Genomic DNA, 18,387 nt, shown 5'->3' with positions numbered 1-18,387 from the left:
GGCCGGCAAGCTCACTGACCGTCGCGCAGCCAGCGGGCGGCGCGCGCCGCCCGGGCCCGTACGTCGTCCAGGTCGGTGCCGAGCACGGTGACGTGTCCGATCTTGCGGCCGGGGCGCACCTGCTTGCCGTAGAGGTGGACCTTGGCCCCGGGTTCGGCGGCGAAGAGGTGGTGCAGCCGCTCGTCGATCGAGATGCCGCCGGGCTCGCCGCCCAGGACGTTGGCCATCACCACGACCGGCGCGGTGAGCGAGGTGTCCCCCATCGGGTAGTCGAGCACGGCGCGCAGGTGCTGCTCGAACTGGGAGGTCCGGGCCCCCTCGATGGTCCAGTGCCCGGAGTTGTGCGGCCGCATGGCCAGTTCGTTCACCACCAGGCCGCCGGGCGTCTCGAACAGCTCCACGGCGAGCAGGCCGACCACGCCGAGCGCGGTGGCCAGGTCGATGGCGAGCTGCTGCGCGGCGACCGCCCGCTCCTCGGGCAGGTCGGGCGCCGGGGCGAGCACCTCGACGCAGATGCCGTCCCGCTGCACCGTCTCCACCACCGGGTAGGCGGCGACCTGCCCGAACGGCGAGCGGGCCACCTGCACGGCCAGCTCTCGGCGCAGGGCCACCCGCTCCTCGACGATCAGCGGGGTGCCGCCGGCCAGCAGCGTGGTGGCCAGCTCCTCGGCCTGGGTGGCGTCGTCCACCATCCAGACGCCCCGGCCGTCGTACCCGCCGCGGGCGGCCTTGAGCACCACCGGCCAGCCGATCTCCGCGCCGAACGCGAGCAGGTCGGCCGGGGCCTCGACCGGACGCCAGGCCGGGTTCGGCGCGCCCAGCTCACCGAGACGCTCGCGCATCACCCGCTTGTCCTGCGCGTGGCGCAGCGCCTCGGCCGGCGGGAAGAGCTTCACGCCCTCCTCGGTCAGGGTGCGGATGTGCGCGTTGGGCACGTGCTCGTGGTCGAAGGTGACCACGTCGCACCCCTTGGCGAAGGTGCGCAGGGCGGCGAGGTCGGTGTGGTCGCCGTACTGGACGTCGGCGGCGACCAGGGCGGCCCCGTCGTCCGGGGCGAGCGCGAGCACACGCAGCGACTGGCCGAGGGCGATGGCGGCCTGGTGGGTCATCCGGGCGAGCTGGCCACCGCCCACCATGCCGACGACAGGAAGTCCGGTACGGGAATCCATAGCGCCGCCAGAATATCGGGGCGGCGGCGGGCGCCGGGCCCGGGTCAGCTGGTCGTGGCGACGGCGACGCGGCGGGGCGCGCGGGCGACCTCGCGGGCGGTGGTCCGGGCGATGAGCAGCGAGCCGAGCACCGTCGGGGTGAGCCAGGCGGCCAGGTGCCCGCCGGACATCTGGACCGCGAACCCGGTGACGAAGGCGATCACGGTGCTGCCCATGAGGTTGAGGTGCCAGATCCGCCAGCCCCGGGGGCCGAACCCGCGCGGCCGGCGCCGGGCGAACCAGAGCCCGCCGACCAGCCAGCCGAGGGTGAGCGCGCCGAGCACGGCCAGCCCCCACAGGTGCGCCGGGTCGTAGGCGAACAGCCCGAACGCGCTGAGGCTGAGGCCGACGGTGGCGCCCGCGTAGACCCGGCCGAGCAGGGTGTGCCGGCCGCGCCGCTTCGGCGCGAGGAGCACGGGCAGGGCCAGCAGCAGGCCGATGGTGCCGCTGGCGGCGTGGATGACGACGAGAACGGTGTGCACGGGTCCCCCTCCCCGCGACATCCCAATGTGGGAGGTCGACGGTCCCAGCATCGGACCTGACACAATGGGATGTCAAGGAGATTCGCGAAGGGAACCGAACCCATGCCCGACCGGCCGTTGAACGCCACCGCCGCCTCGCTGCTGGGCTTCCTGCACGACGGCCCGATGACCGGCTGGGACCTGGTCACCGAGGCCCAGCAGCGGATCGGGGCGTTCTGGTCGCTGACCCAGAGCCAGGTCTACCGGGAACTGACCGCCATGGCGGCGGCCGGGCTGGTCCGGGCCGGTGAGCGGGGCCGCCGCGACCGGAAGCCGTACGAGATCACCGAGGCCGGGCGCCGGGCGTTCGCCGAGTGGGCCGCCCGGCCCCCGGCGGACGAGACGATTCGCTTCCCGCTGCTGCTGACCGTGCTGTTCGGGCGGCACCTTCCCCCGGAGCGGCTCACCGGGTACCTGGGCGTCCAGCGGGCCGCCCATGCCGCACGGCTCGCCGACTACGAGGCCGCCGCCGCGGCGCTCCCCCCGGAGGCGGACGAGATCGAACCGTACGCGGTGGCCACGCTGCGCTTCGGGCTCGCGTACGAGCGGGCGGTGCTGGAGTGGTTCGACGCGCTGCCCGAGGCGCTGCGCCCCGCCGACGGGGGTCAGGCGCCGGTCAGCTGAGCTGGGCGACGAGGTCCTCGACCGTGGTCACCGGGCGGTCGCAGACGAACCCCCGGCAGACGTACGCGGTGGGCCGGCCGCCCAGCGCCGGCCGGTCGGCCAGCAGCGGCACACCGGGCTGGTCGGCGCTGCCCGCCACCACCACGGCCCCGGGCGGGGCGTGCCGGAGCGCGGCGGCCACCAGCGGGTCGCCCACCGGGTCGTCGGTGACGACGGCGATCTCGTACGGCCCGGAGAGCAGCGCCTCGCCCACCGTGGCCGCGTAGCCGGTGAACCGCGCGTGCCGGGCGACGATCGGCGCGACGGTCGACAGGGCCTTGTCGGCCGCCTCGCGGTACCGGGTCTCCCCCGTCAACGCCGCGTACGCGACCAGCGCCGCGACGATCGCCGAGCGACCGGCCGGGGTGGCGTTGTCGGTCGGGTCCGCCGGACGGGTGACCAGGCGCTCGGCGTCGTCGGCGGTGTCGTAGAAGCCGCCGTCCGGCGCCGCGAACCGGGCCAGCGCCACGTCGAGCAGTTGCCCGGCCAGCACGAGCCAGCGCCCCTCGCCGGTCAGCTGGTGCATCGCGCAGAACGCCTCGGCCACGCAGCCGTAGTCCTCCAGCACGCCGGCCGGCTCCCCCACGACCTTGTCCCGGGAGACCCGGCGCAGCCGGCCGTCCACCACGTGCACGGCCGCCAGGTGCTCGGCGGCGTCCCGCATCGCGCCGTCGGCCACGATGGTGACGCCCTCCATGAGGTTGGCGTCCTCGTCGTCGGGGGTCGCCAGGAGCGCCGCGACCTGCTGGAACTCGGCGATCGCGGTGATCGCCAGCCCGTTCCAGGCCGCCACGACCTTGTCGTCCCGGGCCGGCTGGGCCCGGGTGTCGCGGGCGGCGAGCAGCCGGCCCACCACCTCCTGCCAGCGCCGGCGCACCGCCGGGTCGGCGTCGTCGACGTCCCGGGCGAGCCGGAGCACGCTGGTGCCGTGCTCGAAGGTGCCCTCCTCGGTCACCCCGAACAGGTCGGCCGCGAAGCGGCCGTCCTCCTCGCCCAGCACCTCGACGAGCTGGGCCGGGGTCCAGACATACGTGCGGCCCTCGACGCCCTCGGTGTCGGCGTCCAGCGCCGAGGCGAAGCCCTCGCCGGCCCGGTGCAGCTCGTCGGCGAGGAACCGGGCCGTGTCGCGGGCCACCCGCCGGGCCAGCCGGTCGCCGGTGAGCCGCCAGAGCTGGGTGTAGACCCGCAGCAGCAGGGCGTTGTCGTAGAGCATCTTCTCGAAGTGCGGCACGGTCCAGTGCCCGTCCACGGAATAGCGGGCGAAGCCGCCGGCGAGCTGGTCGTGCAGGCCACCGCGGGCCATCGCCTCGCAGGTGTGCCGGACGATCTCCAGGCTGCGGGGGGAGCCGGTGCGCTGGTGGTGCCGGAGCAGGAAGAGCAGGTTCATGTGCGGCGGGAACTTGGGCGCGCCGCCGAAGCCGCCGTTCGTCTCGTCGTACTCGGAGGCGAGCTGGTCGGCGGCGGCGTCCAGCAGCTCGGCGGTGAGCGGGGCCGTGAGGCCACCCACGGCCTGCGCGCCGCCGATCGCCTCGACCACGGCGGCGCCCTGGCGGAGCACCGCCTCCCGCTGGTCGCGCCAGGCGGTGGCCACCGAGCCGAGCAGCCGGATGAAGTTCGCCCGCGGGAAGTAGGTGCCGCAGAAGAACGGGGTGCCGTCCGGGGTGGCGAAGACCGTCATGGGCCAGCCGCCCTGGCCGGTCATCGCCTGCGTGGCGGTCATGTAGACGGCGTCGACGTCGGGCCGCTCCTCGCGGTCCACCTTGACGCAGACGAAGTCGTCGTTCATGAGCTGGGCGACGCCCTCGTTCTCGAACGACTCGTGTGCCATCACGTGGCACCAGTGGCAGGCCGCGTAGCCGACCGAGATGAGCACCGGCACGTCGCGCCGCTTCGCCTCGGCGAAGGCCTCGTCGCACCAGGGCCACCAGTCGACCGGGTTGTCGGCGTGCTGGAGCAGGTAGGGCGAGGTGGCGTCGGCGAGTCGGTTCACCCGCCGACCATATCGGCCACACGTCGGCGACGCCGCCGGAGTGGACCGGTCAGGAGGCGCCGTCGGCGCGGAGCGGGAAGACGTTGCCGCGTGCGGTGTCCAGCAGGGACCCCAGCACCGCCCCGATCTTGTCCGCCGGCATCGGCTTGAAGAAGTGGTAGCCCTGGGCGGCCGTGCAGCCGAGCTCGGCCAGGGCCGTCCGCTGCTCGGCGGTCTCCACGCCCTCGGCCACCACCCGCAGCCCCAGCTCGTGGGCGAGCCCCACGGTGGTCCGCACGATCGCCGCCGCCTCCGGGGAGTCGGCCATCCGGATCACGAAGGAACGGTCGACCTTCAGCTCGTCGACGGCGATGCGGGTCAGGAAGGTCAGCGAGGAGAACCCCGTGCCGAAGTCGTCGACGGCGAGCTGCACGCCCATGGCACGCAGGGTGGCCAGCACCTCGTCGATGACCTCCAGCTCGCTCATCACCACCGTCTCGGTGATCTCCAGGACCAGGCGGTGCGGCGGGACCTGGTGGCGGCGCAACGCCTCGCCGATCTCGGCGGGCAGCCGCGGGTCGAGCAGGCTGCGCGCCGACAGGTTCACCGAGATCGGGATGTCCAGCCCCTCGCGCGCCCAGTCGGCCGCCACGGCGAGGGCCTTGTCCAGCACGTACCGGGTGAAGCTGCCGAGCTGCTCGCTGTTCTCCACCGGGCGGATGAAGTCCGCCGGGCCGAGCCAGCCCCGGCGTGGATGCCGCCAGCGGATCAGCGCCTCCACCCCGGTCGGGGCGCCGGTGGCCAGGTCCACCGCGGGCTGCAACGCCAGCACCAGCTGGTCGTCGGCCGCCAGGGCCTCCCGCAGCTCCGCGAGCAGCGCCAGGTGGTCGGTGCTCGCCGCGTCGCGCGAGCTGTCGTACGCGGCGACGCTGCCGCCGCCCTCCTTCGCCTGGTACATGGCGATGTCGGCCCGGCGCAGCAGCTCGGTCAGGTCGGCGGTGCCCGCGTCGGCGACCACCACGCCGACCGCCACCTCGACCGACATGCGCACCCCGGCCACCTCGGTCGGCGCGGCCAGCCTTTCGGCGATCTCCCGGGCCTGGCGCAGCGCGTACGCCATCGGGGCGGCGCGGTCGTCGACCACCGGAACCGTCGTCAGCAGCAGGGCGAACTCGTCGCCGCCGAGCCGCCCCAGCAGGTCGCCCGGCCGGGCCAGGGTGGAGAGCCGGCTCGCGGCCAGCCGCAGCAGCTGGTCCCCGGCCGCGTGCCCCAGCGTGTCGTTGACCTCTTTGAACTGGTTGATGTCGAGCAGCAGCAACGCCACGGGGTGGTCGTGGGCGCGCTGCCGCAGCGCCTGGTCGCCCTTGGCCAGCAGGGCGGCCCGGTTGAGCAGCCCGGTGAGCTGGTCGTGCACCGCCTCGTACGACGAGCGGGCGGTGACCAGCCGCAGCTCGCGGTGGGTCGCGGCGTCGTGCAGGGCGGCGGCCAGCGCGTCGCCGAACGCCGCGACGCCGTCCTCCTCGCGGGCGCTGGGCGGAGCGGACCGGGGGAACTGGACCCGGAGCCGGCCGACCTCGGCGCTGCCCACGGCGAGCCGCCGGACCAGCTCGTGCTCGCCCGACCCGGTGGCCGACGGCGGCTCCACCTCCCGGTCGCGCACCTGCGCGCCGGTGTCCGCTCGATAGCGGCGCCAGCGGCCGTCGCCCCGGGCCACGTCCACCTCGACCAGCTCGGCGCCGAACAGGGTGAGCGCCCCGGTCACGGCGGCGGTCGCCACCCCGCGCTCGTCGAGCTGGTTGAGCGCGGCGGTGGCCTCGGCGAAGGCCCGCCAGGTGCGCCGCTCCTGGTCGGCGCGGAGCCGGTGCCGGTAGGTCTGCTGGAGCAGCCAGAGCGGCGGCGGCAGGAGCAGCAGCCAGCGCGCGTCGAGCTCCAGCAGGGTGACCACGACCAGGCCGACCGCCACGTTACCCACGAACATGAGCAACTTGCCCCGGAGCGCGGCGAGCAGCGGCGGCCCGATGGGGATGCCGTGCCGCAGGGCCAGGCCGGCGCCGCCCAGCCAGGCGCTCGTGAGCAGGTAGACGACCGCGCCGGCGGTCAGGGCGAGGGCCAGCTCGGGGGTGAGCGCGGCGAGCAGCGGGCGGCCGAGCGCGCTGGCGACGGCGGCGGCGAGCGCGGTGGCGGCGGCCAGCGAACCGGCGATCCGGACCAGTTCCAGCGCGGGGCGACGGTCGGCGACCAGGGACATGGTGGTCCACGCGGCGCCGGCGCCGAGCAGGGCCGCGGCCGGCAGCCAGCCGGCCGGCACCAGGTAGAGACAGACGACGAGGGCCGCCTCGCCCCAGGTGATGCTGACCATGCCCGAGGCGGTGCGGAACCGCAGCCGGGCGAGCTGGGCCACGGCGAACGCCACGACGGCGACGCCGAACCGGACGGGACCGGGCAGCGGGTCGTCCGCCGGCAGGTGCGCGGGGACGCTGAGGCCGACCACGGCCGCCACCACAGCGGTGATCGCGACGGCCGAGGTCAGCAGGAGCACTCCGACCGGCGTGCCGCGGAGGCCCAGCCGATCGGGGGGATCGCCGGCCCGGCCGGAGGTCACCGACCCACCCCGTCCGGCGGCGGCCCCGGGGCACGGTCAGGGGCCGTTGGTGCCATCGACATCGGCGCCCCCCTTCCGCGCACGGCTCGGGGCCGTTCGGTCCCCCCGGCGGAAGGCTAAGCCAAAGCCGGTGGTCGCAACAGGGGTTGACGACCGGCTTCGACGTGATTCACGTGCTGTTCAGCCGTTCCGGCGCTGCTGGGAGCCGTTGGGGGCGTTCGTCGGTGAATCCTGCGGGGCGGTCCCGTCTGTCGGATCAGCGACTGCCGCATCGGTCCGGCCCGGCTCGGCCGGGCCGCCCTGCTGGGGGAACCGGTCGGGCAGCCGGCGCAGCCGGGCGTTCATGTTGCGGATCAGCAGGACGGTGACGATGGCCAGCAGCACGATGAGGAAGAGGCCCATCGGGCCGGCCAGACCACCCGTGCGGGTGTCACCGAAGTTATTCTCCGCGAGCACCTGGGCGGTGGTCAGCATGGTGTTCCTCCGATGTGCGGCTGACCACCAGCGTAGCCCGCCGGGGAATCAGCGGGCACGGCACGTCTCGCGCACCCCGGCGAAGAGGTCGGACTCGGGCAGCGGGCTGTCGACCAGCGAGCGGGCGAGCTGGAAGTCCTCCGTCGGCCAGGCGCGCTGCTGGAGATCCATCGGCACCTGGAACCAGAAGCCGTCCGGGTCGATCTGGGTGGCGTGGGCGCGCAGCGCGTCGTCGCGGACCGGGAAGTATTCGGCGCAGTCGACCCGGGTGGTGATCCGCTCGCCCTTGTCGGGGCGGTCCTCCCAGCGCTTCATCCAGTCCCCGTACGGCGACTCCAGGCCGGCGGCGAGCATCGCCTCGTGCAGCGCCATGATCTTGGCCCGCGAGAAGCCCACGTCGTAGTAGAGCTTGAGCGGCTGCCACGGCTCGCCCAGCTCGGGGTGGCGCTCCGGGTCACCCGCGGCCTCGAAGGCGGCCACGGTCACCTTGTGGGTCATGATGTGGTCGGGGTGCGGGTAGCCGCCCTCCTCGTCGTACGTCGTGACGACGTGCGGGCGGAACTGGCGCATGAGCCGCACGAGCGGGGCGGCCGCGACCTCGACGTCCTCCAGGGCGAAGCAGCCCTCCGGCAGCGGCGGCAGCGGGTCGCCCTCGGGCAGCCCCGAGTCGACGAAGCCGAGCCAGGCCTGCTCGATGCCGAGGATGGCCCGGGCCGCGTCCATCTCGGCGCGCCGGATGTCGCCGATGTTGGCCCACACGTCGGGCCGGTCCATCTTGGGGTTGAGCACGCTGCCCCGCTCGCCGCCGGTGCAGGTGACGACCAGGACATCCACCCCCTCGGCGACGTATTTCGCCATGGTGGCCGCACCCTTGCTCGACTCGTCGTCGGGATGGGCGTGCACCGCCATGAGCCGCAGCTGTTCTGCCACCTTCGGCGCTCCTCGTCTGTGCCCACCGGGCCCGGCCCGCCCGGGCCCGCCCGGCTGACCTGCCGGAATCTCCCCCCGCGCCCGCGAAAGCCCCCGTGCTGGCCGATCGGCGGCGGGGCCGACCTGCCATCCTTGACTCAGCGCCGGGCTGGGAAGATGGACTCTGCCATTCTTGCCGATGCCGCCGACAACAACGCCAGGAGATACCCGCCGGTGAGCGAGACGCACGCCACAGTCGCACCGGGTGCACCGGTCTTCCCGCCCGGCCGTTACGGCCGCCGCCGGGAGCCGGGGCGCCGCCGTCCGATCCTTCCCGTGCTGGTGGCGGTCGTCCTGCTGGCGCTCCTCGGGCTGGTCGCCGCACGCCTCTACAACCAGTACGGCGACCCGGACTACCGCGCCGAGGTGATCACCTACACCGGGATCACCGATTCCAGCGTGGTGGTCGACTTCCGGGTCACCGTGCCGGAGGGCGGCTCGGCGACCTGCCTGCTGCGGGCCCGCTCCCACGACGGCGCCGAGGTGGGCCACGTGGAGGCCACCGTGACGGCCCCGACCGGCGAGCGCCACGTCCGGGCCCGGCAGGAGGTGCCCACGAGCGCCCGGCCCTTCATCGGCGAGGTGCTGCGCTGCCGACCGGCCGGCTGAGCCGGGCACCCGGCGAGCCGCCGGGACACACGCAACCCCGGGTCCCGCCTCCGGCACCCGGGGTGATCGGCGACACCCCGAGGTGCCCGGCACTGGTAACTTGGTAGTTCACCTGTCAGCCAGTCCGCACCAACGAGGAGATCGCCTGTGTCCACCAATGACAACGAGGCGCCCGCCACCTGGCTGTCCCAGGACGCGTACGACCGCCTGCAGGCCGAGCTCGACGAGCACATCGCCAACCGCCCGGTGATCGCCGCCGAGATCAACGCCCGGCGCGAGGAGGGCGACCTGCGGGAGAACGGTGGCTACCACGCCGCCCGCGAGGAGCAGGGCAAGGCCGAGGGTCGCATCCTCTACCTGAAGGAGCTGCTCCGCACGGCCAAGGTCGGCGAGGCCCCGACCGCCGACGCCGTGTCGCCCGGCATGGTCGTCACGATCTACTTCGACGACGACGCCGACGACACGGAGACCTTCCTGCTCGGCTCCCGCGAGATCGCCTCCACGACCGACCTCACCGTCTACAGCCCCGAGTCCGCGCTCGGCAAGGCGATCCTGGGCGGCAAGGCCGGCCAGACCTGCACCTACACGGCGCCCAGCGGCGCCGACATCAAGGTGACGGTGGTCAAGTTCGAGCCGTTCTCCGGCTGACCGCCTCCGGACCCGCGCCGGACGGCTCGGGTCCGACCCGACCGAGGCTGACAGGCTCCTCGGCCCCGAGCCACATCCCGACCGCCCCGACCGGCACCGTCCGGCCGGGGCGGTCGCGTTTTCGCGGCGACCTCACCCCTCGCCGGCGAAGACCACCTGGTAGCCGCTGGCCCGCAGGGCGCTGATGAGGGTGTCGGAGTGCTCCACGCCGCGGGTCTCCACCGAGAGCGCCACCTCCACCTCGCCGAGCCGCAGGTGCGGGTTGGCCCGCTGGTGCACCACGTCGACCACGTTGGCCCGGTGCTCGGCGATCTCGCCGAGCAGCGAGGCGAGCTGGCCCGGCCGGTCCGTGCAGCGGACGGTGACCCGCAGGTAGCGACCGGCCGCCGCCAGGCCGTGCTCGATGACCCGCAGCATCAGCAGCGGGTCGATGTTGCCGCCGGAGAGCACCGCCACCACCGGCGCCTGCACCTCGACGACCCCGGCCAGCAGCGCCGCCACGCCCACCGCACCAGCCGGCTCCACCACCTGCTTGCCGCGCTCCAGCAGCATCAGCAGCGCCCGGGAGATGTCCTCCTCGGAGACCGTCACGATCTCGTCGACCAGCTTGCGGACGTGGGTGAAGGTCAGCTCCCCGGGGCGGCCGACCGCGATCCCGTCGGCGATCGTCGAGAAGAAGGGCAGCCGGACCGGCTCCCCGGCCTTGAGCGAGGGCGGGAAGGCGGCCGCGCTGGCCGCCTGCACCCCGATCACACGTACGTCCGGGCGCAGCGCCTTGGCGGCCACGGCCAGGCCGGAGATCAGGCCTCCGCCGCCCACCCCGGTCACGATGGTCTTCACGTCCGGGCACTGTTCGAGGATCTCCAGGGCCACCGTGCCCTGACCGGCGATGACGTCCCGGTGGTCGAACGGGTGGATGAACACCGCCCCGGTCCGCTCGGCGAAGGTCTGCGCCGCGACCAGCGATTCGTCCACCGTGTTGCCGACAAGCTCGACCTGGGCGCCGTACCCCTTCGTGGCGGCCACCTTCGGCAGCGGCGCGTTGACCGGCATGAAGACCGTGGCGTGCGCGCCCACCAGTCCGGCGGCGAGCGCCACACCCTGGGCGTGGTTGCCGGCGCTGGCCGCCACCACCCCGCGTTGCCGTTCCTCGGCGGAGAGCCGGGAGATCCGCACGTACGCGCCGCGCACCTTGTACGACCCGGCGCGCTGCACGTTCTCGCACTTCAGCCAGGCCGGCCCACCGAGCGCGGCGCTGAGCGGCCGGGACGGCTCCAGCGGGGTGGTGCGGGTGACGCCGGCGAGCAGTTCCCGCGCGGCCTGTACGTCGGCGAGACCGACCAGTTCCGTCATGCCCCGATCGTGCCACCCGGGCCCGGGGGAACCTGCGGCGACGCCACGGTCAGGTCGCCCGGCACCTGCGGCGACGCTTCGGCCACGTCGCCCGGCACCTGCGGCGACGGTTCGGTGACGGGCTGCGCCGGGACCGGGGACGGCAGCAGGGCGGCCCGCCACGCCGCCCCGTCGATGCGAGCCTGCTGCGCGGCGGAGACCCGCAGCACGACAGCGACCAGCGCGGCCGCGGCGACGAGACAGGCCAGCGCCGGGACGCTGTTGCGCAGCGCCGCGTCCCGATAGAAGTCGAGATCCGGTGCCAGCCCCGCCTCGGCGCGGCGTACCCGGTCACGCGCCTCGGCCAGACTGGTGACCAGATCGGCGATGCCGAACGCCAGCCAGGCCAGCCACCAGACGCCGACCAGGACACGCAGCCACACCCGGTCGAGACTGTCCCGGACGATGCCGACCAGCACCACGCACGGCACGGCGAGGCTGGCCACCGGCACCCACCAGCCGGTGATGGCCCAGTGGGCGGCCAGCACCTTCCGGCCGCCCGGGAACGCGTCGGTGTTCTTCCGGGCCCGGAACATCCAGACCATCACGAGGACTGCCGCGGTCAGGAAGACCACGACGTACGCCAGGGACAGCAGCCCTTCAGCGGCGAGCGGCGCCGGCTGCCGGCCCGGGTCGCCGTCGGGCGGGGCGAGCAGGACGCGCAGGGCCGGCGCCAGCGCCACCAGGGTGTACAGCAGCGCGGTGAGGCCGACCGTGAACGACGCGGCCAGACCGATCCCCTGGACCGCGAAGGTCGGCATACCCGGCGACAGCGCCGGCCGATCGGGCGAGACGCCGCAGCGCGGGCAGGCGCCGGCCGTCGAGCTGTCGGCCCCGCAGGTCTGGCAGTGCATGGCGTCGTCCCCGTGGTCGGCGTACGGAAGTCGCGCACACGCTAGACGATCATGCGAGGGTCGGCGACCCCGTCCCGACCCGGGGGTAGCCGGGGGCGTGCCGCTGCCACGGCGCCTGCATCTCGAACTGGCCCGCGACGCCGAGCAGCAGCAGTTCCGAGCCGGGCGGGCCGACGAACTGCACGGCGACCGGCAGGCCGTCCGGGCGGCGGCCGACCGGCACCACGATCGCGGGCAGCCCGGCGATGTTCCAGGGCGCGGCGTACGGGGCGTACCGGATGTTGGCCTTCATGTTCGCCACCCAGGAGCGGCCGGACCAGCCGGCGGCCTCCGGCGGCGGGCCGGCCAGCGCCGGGGTGAGCAGCAGGTCGACCGAGTGGTCGGCGAAGAAGTTCACCGACCGCTCGCGCCAGGCGGCCCGGTCGGCCTCGCGCACGTACCCCCGGCGCTGCGCCCACTCGCCGAGCGCGACGTGCCGGCGGCTGCGCCGCTGGAGGCCACGCCGCTCCACACCCGCGGCCTGCACGTCGGCGGCGGCCGCCGCGAACCAGGTGGCGATGCCCTGGAGGCCGAGCCGGGTCGGGTAGACCGGGTCGGCGGGGACGGTGTCGTGCCCGGCGGCGGCGAGCAGCCGGCCGGCGGTGGCGACCGCGTCGCGGTTCGGCGCGTCCGGCGAGACGCCGCGCACCGGGGAGCGCAGCGAGGCGCCGACCCGCAGCCGCGGCGGCGGGACCAGCTTGTCGGGGCGGCGACCCGCCAGCACGGAGAAGCCGACGGCCGCGTCGGCCACCGTGCCGGTCAGCATGCCGTGCTCGGTGAGGCCGAACCAGTCGTCCGCGCCGAGCTGGCAGGGCACCACGCCCCGGCCGGGCTTGAGCCCGACCAGGCCGCAGCAGGCGGCGGGGATGCGGATCGAGCCGAGGCCGTCGTTGCCGTGCGCGATCGGCACGAGCCCGGCGGCCACCGCGGCGGCCGCGCCGCCGGAGGAGCCGCCGGGGGTCCGCGCCGGATCCCAGGGGTTGCGGGTCACCCCGCTCTCGTCGTCGGTCAGGGCCCAGAGGCCCAGCTCCGGCATGCGGGTCACGCCGAGGATCACCGCGCCCGCGCCGCGCAGCCGGCGGACCACCTCGTGGTCGGCCTCCGCCACCGGGGTACGCACGGCGGCCGACCCGTTCCACGTCGGCAGGCCGGCCACCGGGGTGTTCTCCTTGACCGCGACCGGCACGCCGGCCAGGGGGAGGTTGGCCAGGTCCTCCTGCTCGTCGACCTTCTCCGCCTCGGTGATCGCCTCCCCGCCGCGCACCGTGCGGAACGCGGCCAGCTCGGCGTCGGCCCGGGCGATGTGGTCGAGGTGGTCGGCCACGACCTGGGTGGCGGAGACGTCACCCCGGCGTACGCCCCGGGCGATCTGCTTGGCGGTCGCCCCCACCCAGGTCGTCGGCATGATGTCCTGCACGGCCATCCTCCCCAGCCAGCGGTCAGCCCAGCGCCTGCTCCAGATCGGCGAGCAGGTCGTCGACCGTCTCGATGCCGACAGACAGTCGCACGAGATCGCCGGGAACTTCAAGCGGCGAGCCGGCAGCGCTCGCGTGTGTCATCCGTCCCGGGTGCTCGATCAGGGATTCGACGCCGCCGAGCGACTCGGCGAGCACGAAGAGCTTCGCCCGGTTGCAGATCTCCACGGCGTGCTCCTCGCCGCCCGCCGCGCGGAAGGAGATCATCCCGCCGAACCGGCGCATCTGCTTGGCGGCCACCTCGTGACCGGGGTGCGCGGGCAGGCCCGGGTAGATGACCTGCGCGACCCTGGCGTGACCGTCCAGGTAGGCGGCGATCCGCTCGGCGTTGTCGCAGTGCCGGTCCATGCGTACGCCGAGGGTCTTGATGCCGCGCAGGGTGAGCCAGGCGTCGAACGGGCCGTTGACGGCGCCCATCGCGTTCTGGTGGTAGCGCAGTTCCTCGCCGAGCGCGCGGTCGGCGGCGATCAGGGCGCCACCGACCACGTCGGAGTGCCCGCCGATGTACTTGGTGGTGGAGTGGACGACCACGTCCGCGCCGAACGCGATCGGCTGCTGCAGGTACGGCGAGGCGAAGGTGTTGTCGACCACCAGCAGCGCGCCGGCGTCGTGCGCGACCGCGGCCAGGGCGGCGATGTCGGCGATGCCGAGCAGCGGGTTGGTCGGCGTCTCCACCCAGATGATCTTTGTGGCGCCGGGACGGATCGCGGTCCGGACCGCGTCCGGGTCGGAGACCTTCGCCGGGGTGTAGTCGAGCCCCCAGCGCTCGGCCACCTTGGCGAACAGCCGGTACGTGCCGCCGTACGCGTCGTCCGGGATCACCACGTGGTCGCCCGGCTTGCAGACGGTCCGCAGCAGGGTGTCCTCGGCGGCCAGGCCGCTGGCGAAGGCGAGGCCCACCGGCCCGCCCTCCAGCGCGGCCAGGCACTCCTGGAGCGCGTCCCGGGTCGGGTTACCGGAACGGCTGTATTCGTAGCCCTCACGGGGAGCGCCGACGGCGTCCTGGGCGTAGGTGCTGGTCTGATAGATCGGCGGGATCACCGCGCCGGTGCGGGCCTCCGGGTCCTGACCGGCGTGGATGGCGAGCGTCTCGAAGCCGTGACTCATTCCCGAGACGTTAGTCCGCCCGCCCGTCCCACCGCGTGGAACCCGCCCGGCGTCACAATCGGAAGGTTGTCCGACCGGTCGGCCATACTGGCTCGGTGCCCCCGACCGAAGCGCTGCCGTCCCGCCTCCTCGGCGTGGCCGACCGGATTCCCGCCTCGCTGGGGCTCCTGGCCGGCCCCGACCAGGGCCGGGTCAGTCTGCCGGTCCGCCTCGCCTGGTCCGGCCCGGCCGAGTTCGACGTCAGCGACGCCCGCCAGCGGCTGACGCTCTACCGGACGCTGATGGACTGCGGACAACGCGACGACATCGTCCGCTACGTCAACGCCGACCTCCTTCGGCGAGACTGGCCACGGATCTGCCGGCTGACCGCGCGTCGGCTCACCCGGCTCTGGGAGCGGAAGCTCCCCGACCTCGCCGCCCGCTGATGGATACCCTGCGCCGCCGACTCCTCAAGATCGGCTTCTCCGCCGGTGACGACCTCGGGCTGGTGCTTGCGGGCGGCTACGCCATGTGCGCCCACGAGTTGGTCGACCGGCCATCGCAGGACATCGACTTCGCCACGCCGGATGGGACGCGTACCTCGACCAGCCCTGACCGCGGCGGACGCGGCCCGGCAACGTGAATCTTGGAGAGTTGCCGCTCCACGCGAACGGCAACTCTCCAAGATCGGCGCGGGCAACCGGCAGGCTCGCGCGGCAGCGCCTAGCCTGGCGGGGTGGCTGGGTGCGTGTTCTGCGGGATCGTGGCGGGCGAGGTACCCGCGTTCCGGGTCGCCGACGAGGCGGACGGCGTGGCCTTCCTGGACACCCGCCCGGTGTTCAAGGGGCACGTGCTCGTGGTGCCGCGCACCCACCTGGTCACCCTGGCCGACCTGCCGGCCGACGCGCTGCCCGGCTACTTCCGCCTCGTGCAGCGGCTCGCCGTGGCCGTGGAGGCCGGGCTGGGGGCCGGTGGGACGTTCGTGGCCATGAACAACAAGGTGTCCCAGTCGGTCCCCCACCTGCACACCCATGTCGTGCCGCGGACGAAGGGCGACGGGCTGCGCGGCTTCTTCTGGCCGCGGACCCGCTACGCCGACGACGCCGAGGCCGAGGACTTCGCGGGCCGGGTCGCCGCCGCGCTGGCCTGAGGGCGGGACCGTCGGGTAAGGAACCGGGGGTCGGCGCTGTTGCACACGCTGGGAAAGCCAAGAGAGGAGTCCCACCGTGTTCCTTCGCCGCATGAAGGCCGAGATGATCTCCCCCGAGCGGGCCCTGCCGGGCCGACCGATCGCGATGCCGATCGCCGACCGGCACGAGGTGCTGCCGTCCTCGCTGAAGGGCCCGTTCCCCGAGGGCGCGCAGGTCGCCGTCTTCGGGATGGGCTGTTTCTGGGGTGCCGAGCGGCTGTTCTGGACCCTCCCGGGCGTGCTCACCACGTCGGCCGGCTACGCGGGTGGCTACACCACCAACCCGACGTACGAGGAGGTCTGCTCCGGGATGACCGGGCACGCCGAGGTGGTCCAGGTGGTCTACGACCCGTCGAAGATCAGCTACGAGGACCTGCTCAAGGTCTTCTGGGAGAACCACGACCCGACCCAGGGCATGCGCCAGGGCAACGACGTCGGCACGCAGTACCGGTCGGCGATCTACGCCACCACCGACGAGCAGTTGGCCGTCGCGCAGGCCTCGCGGGACGCCTTCGCGCCGATCGTGGCGCGGGCCGGCAAGGGTGAGATCACCACGGAGATCGCCCGCCTCGGCGACTACTACTTCGCCGAGGACTACCACCAGCAGTACCTCGCGCCGACCAAGAACCCGAACGGGTACTGCAACCACGGCCCCAACGGGCTGAGCTGCCCGGTGGGCGTGGCGCGTACCGCCGGCTGAGCGACCCGGTGTCCGTTTCCGGGCCTGCGGTGTTTGTCACACCGCGGGCCCGGCCCGATTCGGTCACCCGGCCCGCCCGGCCACCGGATCTTCACCGAGGCCAGCGGTCGCTTCGAAGTGGGCGCGCATCCTAGCAAAGACGTAACGCCCCCGACATCAGCTCAACAGGCGAACCGTAACGGGCTCTGGCAGCATTGCCTGGCATGTGCGGACTGGCAGGAGAGTTCCGGCGGGACGGATCGCGGGCCGACGTCGCGGCGGTGGAGCGGATGGCGGCCACCATGAGCGACCGGGGCCCGGACGACAGCGGGGTCTGGTCACAGGGGCCGGTCGCCCTCGGCCACCGCCGCCTGAAGATCATCGACCTCTCGGCCGCCAGCGGCCAGCCACTGGTCGATCCGGCCGCCGGGCTCACGGGCGTCTTCAACGGCTGCATCTACAACTACCGCGAGCTGCGCGAGGAGTTGCAGGCCAGGGGACACCGCTTCTTCTCCTCCGGCGACAGCGAGGTCGTCGTCAAGGCGTACGCCGAGTGGGGCCCCGACTTCGTCGACCACCTCGTCGGCATGTTCGCGGTGGCGATCAGCGAGCGGGACACCGGCCGCCTGGTGCTGGCCCGGGACCGGCTCGGCATCAAGCCGCTCTACCTGGCCGAGAGCCCCGGCGTGGTGCGCTTCGCCTCGACCCTGCCGGCGCTGCTCGCCGGCGGTGGCGTCGACACCGGCATCGACCCGGTGGCCCTCGCCCACTACCTGAGCTTCCACAGCATCGTGCCGCCGCCGCGGACCATCCTGCGCGGCGTCGCCAAGCTCCCCCCGGCCACGGTCCGGGTGTACGAGCCGGACGGCACGAGCCGTGACCGGGTCTACTGGGACCCGTCCTTCACCCGCGCCGCCGAGCGGGCCGGCTGGTCCGAGCGGGACTGGCAGGACGCGCTTCTGGAGTCGCTGACCACCGCCGTCCGCCGCCGGATGGTGGCCGACGTGCCGGTGGGCGTGCTGCTCTCCGGCGGGCTCGACTCCAGCCTCGTGGTCGCGCTGCTGGCCGGCGAGGGGCAGTCCGGGCTGGCCACCTTCTCCATCGGCTTCGACGCGGTGGGCGGCCGGGAGGGCGACGAGTTCGTCTACTCCGACCTGGTCGCGAAGACCTTCGGCACCGACCACCACCAGATCCGGGTGCCCACCGGCGACCTGCTGCCGCCGCTGGAGGCCGCCGTCGCCGCCATGAGCGAGCCCATGGTCAGCCACGACTGCGTCGCGTTCTGGCTGCTCAGCCAGGAGGTCGCCCGGCACGTCAAGGTGGTCCAGTCCGGCCAGGGCGCGGACGAGATCCTGGGCGGCTACCACTGGTACCCGCCGCTGGCCGGCGCCGACCGGGACCGGGCGCTGGAGACGTACGCGAAGGCGTTCTTCGACCGCGACGCGGCCGGCCTGGCCCGGGTGCTCAACCCCGCGTGGCTGGCCGACGGCGACCCGGCGCGGGAGTTCGTGGCGGCGCACCTCGGCCGGCCGGGGGCGCAGACCGCCGTGGACGCCGGCCTGCGCATCGACACCCAGGTCATGCTCACCGACGACCCGGTCAAGCGGGTCGACAACATGACCATGGCGCACGGGCTGGAGGCCCGGGTGCCGTTCCTCGACCACGAGTTCGTCGAGCTGGCCGCGAGCTGCCCGCCGGAGCTGAAGCTGGCCCAGGGCGGCAAGGGCGTGCTCAAGGAGATCGGCCGGCGGGTCCTGCCGCACGAGGTCATCGACCGGCCGAAGGGCTACTTCCCCGTGCCGGGTCTCACCCACCTGGAGGACAAGCTCCTCGACCGGGTACGCGACGCGCTCACCGCCCCCGAGGCGCGCCGCCGCGACCTGTTCCGCGCCGACTACGTCGACGCGCTGCTCGCCGACCCGAACGCCGAACTGACCCCGTTGAACGGAAACAAGCTGTGGCAGCTGGGACTCCTGGAAATGTGGCTCCAGAGCCACGGAATCGACTGAC

Annotated in this window: 18 protein-coding genes; 8 read left to right on the top strand and 10 right to left on the bottom strand. The window is 73.9% G+C overall.

Annotation, left to right across the window (positions count from 1 at the left end):
* Nucleotides 1–11: 11 nt before the first annotated feature.
* The gene (locus tag GCE86_RS30150; protein ID WP_154230050.1) at nt 12–1,169 is read right to left on the bottom strand and encodes a 5-(carboxyamino)imidazole ribonucleotide synthase; all 1,158 of its coding nucleotides are present in this window, start codon (nt 1,167–1,169) and stop codon (nt 12–14) included.
* Nucleotides 1,170–1,213: 44 nt separating this feature from the next.
* Nucleotides 1,214–1,690: a hypothetical protein gene (locus GCE86_RS30145; RefSeq protein ID WP_154230049.1), complete on the bottom strand. Its 477-nt coding sequence runs from the start codon at nt 1,688–1,690 to the stop codon at nt 1,214–1,216.
* Between the two features lie 102 nt (nt 1,691–1,792).
* Between GCE86_RS30145 and GCE86_RS30140 the strand changes: the two genes are divergently transcribed.
* Entirely contained in the window at nt 1,793–2,353 is a 561-nt protein-coding gene (locus GCE86_RS30140; protein ID WP_154230048.1) for a PadR family transcriptional regulator, read from the top strand.
* On the opposite strand, the gene GCE86_RS30135 is transcribed toward GCE86_RS30140, so the two are convergent.
* The 4 genes from GCE86_RS30135 to mca all read right to left on the bottom strand — a co-directional run bounded on the left by GCE86_RS30135 (nt 2,346) and on the right by mca (nt 8,367).
* Complete coding sequence (locus GCE86_RS30135) at nt 2,346–4,382, bottom strand: thioredoxin domain-containing protein (protein ID WP_154230047.1); 2,037 nt, start codon at nt 4,380–4,382, stop codon at nt 2,346–2,348. The genes GCE86_RS30140 and GCE86_RS30135 overlap by 8 nt on opposite strands.
* A 49-nt stretch (nt 4,383–4,431) precedes the next feature.
* Nucleotides 4,432–6,927 (bottom strand): putative bifunctional diguanylate cyclase/phosphodiesterase, encoded by a 2,496-nt coding sequence (locus GCE86_RS30130; RefSeq protein WP_154230731.1) that lies wholly within the window; start codon nt 6,925–6,927, stop codon nt 4,432–4,434.
* Nucleotides 6,928–7,143: 216 nt separating this feature from the next.
* Nucleotides 7,144–7,437, bottom strand: coding sequence for a hypothetical protein (locus GCE86_RS30125; protein ID WP_154230046.1), 294 nt, complete (start codon nt 7,435–7,437; stop codon nt 7,144–7,146).
* A gap of 48 nt (nt 7,438–7,485) precedes the next feature.
* Complete coding sequence (mca, locus tag GCE86_RS30120; RefSeq protein ID WP_154230045.1) at nt 7,486–8,367, bottom strand: mycothiol conjugate amidase Mca; 882 nt, start codon at nt 8,365–8,367, stop codon at nt 7,486–7,488.
* Nucleotides 8,368–8,580: 213 nt separating this feature from the next.
* On the opposite strand from mca, the gene GCE86_RS30115 reads away from it, so the two are divergent.
* Together GCE86_RS30115 and greA are read left to right on the top strand one after the other, a co-directional pair.
* Complete coding sequence (locus GCE86_RS30115) at nt 8,581–9,015, top strand: DUF4307 domain-containing protein (RefSeq protein WP_154230044.1); 435 nt, start codon at nt 8,581–8,583, stop codon at nt 9,013–9,015.
* A 147-nt stretch (nt 9,016–9,162) separates the two neighbouring features.
* Entirely contained in the window at nt 9,163–9,663 is a 501-nt protein-coding gene (greA, locus tag GCE86_RS30110; RefSeq protein ID WP_154230043.1) for a transcription elongation factor GreA, read from the top strand.
* A 132-nt stretch (nt 9,664–9,795) separates the two neighbouring features.
* Here greA and ilvA read toward each other — a convergent pair whose 3' ends face one another.
* The 4 genes from ilvA to GCE86_RS30090 are packed head-to-tail and all read right to left on the bottom strand — an operon-like array spanning nt 9,796 to nt 14,530.
* The gene (ilvA, locus tag GCE86_RS30105) at nt 9,796–11,016 is read right to left on the bottom strand and encodes a threonine ammonia-lyase (RefSeq protein WP_154230042.1); all 1,221 of its coding nucleotides are present in this window, start codon (nt 11,014–11,016) and stop codon (nt 9,796–9,798) included.
* Nucleotides 11,013–11,909: a DUF4328 domain-containing protein gene (locus tag GCE86_RS30100; protein WP_154230041.1), complete on the bottom strand. Its 897-nt coding sequence runs from the start codon at nt 11,907–11,909 to the stop codon at nt 11,013–11,015. The genes ilvA and GCE86_RS30100 overlap by 4 nt, the downstream gene beginning before the upstream one ends.
* Nucleotides 11,910–11,958: 49 nt before the next feature.
* The gene (locus tag GCE86_RS30095) at nt 11,959–13,371 is read right to left on the bottom strand and encodes an amidase (RefSeq protein WP_154230040.1); all 1,413 of its coding nucleotides are present in this window, start codon (nt 13,369–13,371) and stop codon (nt 11,959–11,961) included.
* Between the two features lie 16 nt (nt 13,372–13,387).
* The gene (locus tag GCE86_RS30090; protein ID WP_154230039.1) at nt 13,388–14,530 is read right to left on the bottom strand and encodes a cystathionine gamma-synthase; all 1,143 of its coding nucleotides are present in this window, start codon (nt 14,528–14,530) and stop codon (nt 13,388–13,390) included.
* A gap of 95 nt (nt 14,531–14,625) precedes the next feature.
* Here GCE86_RS30090 and GCE86_RS30085 point away from each other — a divergent pair, with 95 nt between their 5' ends.
* The 5 genes from GCE86_RS30085 (at nt 14,626) to GCE86_RS30065 (ending at nt 18,386) form a co-directional block, all read left to right on the top strand.
* Complete coding sequence (locus GCE86_RS30085; RefSeq protein ID WP_154230038.1) at nt 14,626–14,955, top strand: hypothetical protein; 330 nt, start codon at nt 14,626–14,628, stop codon at nt 14,953–14,955.
* The gene (locus GCE86_RS30080; protein WP_154230037.1) at nt 14,955–15,152 is read left to right on the top strand and encodes a hypothetical protein; all 198 of its coding nucleotides are present in this window, start codon (nt 14,955–14,957) and stop codon (nt 15,150–15,152) included. Before GCE86_RS30085 ends, GCE86_RS30080 begins: the two co-directional genes overlap by 1 nt.
* Before the next feature lie 93 nt (nt 15,153–15,245).
* Nucleotides 15,246–15,659: an HIT family protein gene (locus GCE86_RS30075; RefSeq protein ID WP_154230036.1), complete on the top strand. Its 414-nt coding sequence runs from the start codon at nt 15,246–15,248 to the stop codon at nt 15,657–15,659.
* Nucleotides 15,660–15,735: 76 nt separating this feature from the next.
* A complete protein-coding gene (gene msrA / locus GCE86_RS30070; RefSeq protein WP_154230035.1) occupies nt 15,736–16,398 on the top strand; it encodes a peptide-methionine (S)-S-oxide reductase MsrA in 663 nt (220 codons plus the stop codon).
* 203 nt (nt 16,399–16,601) lie between these two features.
* Complete coding sequence (locus GCE86_RS30065) at nt 16,602–18,386, top strand: N-acetylglutaminylglutamine amidotransferase (RefSeq protein WP_154230034.1); 1,785 nt, start codon at nt 16,602–16,604, stop codon at nt 18,384–18,386.
* Nucleotide 18,387: the final 1 nt, after the last annotated feature.

The organism is Micromonospora terminaliae, assembly GCF_009671205.1.
GTDB lineage: Bacteria > Actinomycetota > Actinomycetes > Mycobacteriales > Micromonosporaceae > Micromonospora > Micromonospora terminaliae.
This window is presented reverse-complemented; position numbering and strand designations above follow the sequence as displayed.